This window comes from Anaerobiospirillum sp. NML120449 (assembly GCF_023051105.1).
Lineage (GTDB): Bacteria > Pseudomonadota > Gammaproteobacteria > Enterobacterales > Succinivibrionaceae > Anaerobiospirillum.
The window spans coordinates 1-3,425 of sequence record NZ_JALKIL010000085.1 but is presented as its reverse complement, the minus strand read 5'-3'; the positions used below and the strand labels follow the sequence as shown (position 1 = coordinate 3,425).

General features: G+C 41.8%; 1 protein-coding gene. It reads right to left on the bottom strand.

The genetic code is table 11. The features are described from left to right. Positions 1–350: 350 nt before the first annotated feature. On the bottom strand, positions 351–3,212 hold the full coding sequence (locus MXE41_RS12810) for a transposase (protein ID WP_247100862.1): 2,862 nt from the start codon (positions 3,210–3,212) through the stop codon (positions 351–353). Positions 3,213–3,425: the final 213 nt, after the last annotated feature.

The following is a 3,425-nucleotide window of genomic DNA, read 5'->3' as shown; positions in this document are numbered from 1 at the left end:
CATAGCCCGGCATTTAAGCTATCTTCCATAGCTAAAGCCGCATAGACAGGCCATTCATTTTTTTTACCTCGTATTTAATTCTATCAAACTGAACAGCCGTATATGTAGAAAAGCTACATAATTTTTATAACCACTAGATACAACATTATGATTATATGTAGACGTTGGTCAATTTTTAACTATTGACATTATCTGTTTGATGTGGTAAGCGGGTATGTCAAATTGTAGGAGGGGGACAATTCCCATGTTTATGGGGTTTATTATTTTTTAGGAGGGCGTAGTGATCTGTGGCCATGAAAATCATGTCCAAAAGCACTCTAAATTATGACTGGATTAAGGCAGAAGAAGAATCAGAATCGTCTTCCTATGAAACTTCCTCTAGGGCAAATCTTCACTTCTTCTGGTGGAAGATTCACCGCACACCTCATAGTGAGAGACTGGTAAAGCAACCTGCACGCATGCAGTCTGTTATCCTTTCCTCGCTCGTACGTTCTCAGACTCATGTGGTATGCCTTGGCACTGTCATAAAGATCAGCAGCATACTGCTCAAACACGTCAGTGGTCTGTGTACGACTCTCCCAGTATGAGTCAGGAATCTGACCACTTGCTAACTGCAGGTACGATGGGCTGTCTTTGAAAATCTCCCTGAAAATATTTCCGTTACGGTTGTACTTGTGTGTACAGAACATTGAAATTACATCGGGTATTTTCGGCTTCTTTATGGCATCTAAGATGTTTATACCAAGCGAAATACACCTGCTTTTAAGTACCTTCAGTACTTCCATTATTTCACTTTCAATGCCCTCAGAGCTCAGGAATGCATCAACTTCCTCCACCATCCTTACGAAGTAAGGAATACCTATAGCTGCGCCGTCAATCATAGTATCCAGCTCGGTAGGACTGCAGCTCTGCAAAATTTCCTTTCCATGATGAGGCGATGAGTTAAGGCGCTCTACAAAATCTTTAGAATACGTAAGGTACGACATTCTTTCACGATTAATACCTGGCTCTACTGGTGTGCTTAATTTCAAGCAGTCAGGGCAAATCATAGACTTCATTTCAACCCCGTTCATAAGAGCTGAAAGATGCTTTACAAGTGATTTTATTTCAAATGCTCTGCGAGTGATTCCATCACGTGCTGCACTTTCATGAGAAACAACCCTTTTCAGATCATCGTAGGTAAATGTACAGTCCTCTCTCTCATTGAGCATGACGGAAATGTGGTTACCGGTAATAGAAGCAGTTGCAGACGCAATAATTGAAGCATAAAAAAGGCATAGCACCCCTGAGGTAATTTGCTTATTGGACCTGTGCAAGGAATGATACTGCTTCATCATTTTGTTTTCAGTCTCAATAGGCCACCTGAACTTGTACAGCTCAGCGATGAACTCAGCTCTCATGACATCAATGCCGATATTTGTAGCAAGGTAAATCAGTCTCGCATCAGCGACCTCTCTGTTGTAGCTTCTAGGGTGTTTTGTGTATTTTCGTACAGCTGTGGCCCCCGTGTCAGCCTCGACAGCAGGGCCATCCTCCTCACAGCCTTTTCCACCTGCTAAAATTGTCTGAATGTCATACTCCTCTCCAAAATCTTTTATAATGGCTTCAGGATCGACATTCTGCTCATCTCCATCCTCATAACTGCCTTCAAGTAGTGGCAGAGCAAAAGGACAAGGACCTGCCTCTTCCGCAGGGGCACCAAAGTACCTGAGAGCTTCAAGATAAATGTCATCTACATCTACGCTGTCCTTATCAGGATAATTTAAAACAGGTTTTAACCCTGAAAGACTGTCATAGATAAAGTTCTCTGCATCAAAGTTGCAGGCAGTTTCCTCTCCTTCGATATGAGGTATATCATCAATGTGATAAGGTGCAAGTTTTGCCGCCTTCTTAATCACAGTCATACGTACGCCGCCAACGGTGATCCAGTACTTCTTCTGATCTGGAACATTAGCAGGCTCACAGAGCTTGAGTTCTTCGATCGTAAGCTTGCTTTTATCATATTTAGAGCGTACATCTACAACAAGATCAATAGGTCCGAGCTTGTCAGCTGCTATTGTTACCAGGTCATCTGAAACCTTTTTACCTTCCAGTCCGTACAGCCTGTCTCCCTTAGATGTAGCTGCATAAAGAATTGTATTTCTGTTTCCGGCAGGCATACGAATGATGTAGGCGTCGCCTGACATGTTTAATCGCAAATACTCTCGGGTTGCTGCGTAGTTGCGATCAGCCAGAACTATGGCGTCCTTTGTTATTTTTTTTATAACGTTGACATCAAGCTGATCGTGCTCACTTGCAAGTCCGCCAGTAATATTGATATAAAGCATAGTTTCATGTAAGGCAGATAAAAGAACATGGCACTTGATTGAGGCATTGGGACGTCCCTGCTTGTTTTCACGACTGTCACCCTTTTTGACGGAGGCTTTTCTCTGAGGTCCTGCTGCAGAAACATTTGTATGTGCATTCATCGCCGAGTTTACAGCTACGTTACAGCCGTCTATCACATACAGATCACGAAACCCATGTCTGTTTAGAAAAGTACGTAACGCTGAATGAAGCCCGCCGTCTATTGCCTGGTTATTTTGGCTCTTTCCTGACTTTGATTTAGGCTGTTCTGATACCCAGACAGACTGGTAATAACTTACACTGATTGCAACTGTTGCCAGCGCGGCCATTGCTCTTTCAAAATCATGGCTGTTTAGTCGTTCTCGGAAGTTCCTTATTTTACAGCCAATGCCAATATGGCAGAGATCAAAAATCCCCTTAAACGTAGTAATGCTGTCTCGGTTAATCTGTGTAGCTGCATGTAAGATCATTGACTGCATAGCAAGGATATAGTCGAAGTCAGTCACACGCTTCACAACATTAAAGATATTCAGAACAAAGAAGAAAAATGCAGGAGAAAGACAGTCACCGGCATGATTCAGATCATACTCATGAGTGGTACCATGAAGAGCAAATTTAACTTTAAAGCTGACATCTGAGGCTCTGCGTCTTCTGTGTTTCCTTTTGTCAGGAAAGTTTGGCACAACTATGACATCTTCTGAGCTTAGGCCTATTTTTTCTTGAAGTTCTCGTCTTGCCTCATCAGCCATGAGCTTTTCTCGGCAAGGCATGCCGTTGATGGTCGAGAGACCGCAATCATTGTCTGTTATGGAAGTGTCAGATAAATCTTGTTGTGTTATTGATAAATTGGTATTAAGATCGCTCATTGTGGTAGGGGGTGCAAAAAATCTAGTGAAAATGCCCTACCAGTCTATAAAATGCATAGACTGATAAAGCTGTTTGATCACCATCATACAGCATTTTTTTTGCCAAATTTTATCCATGTATGTATATATTTCTATTTATAGTCAATTTTCAGATAGATACTTGACAGTTGAAAAGTATTATCAATATTTTTTTAATTGCATCATAGATACAAC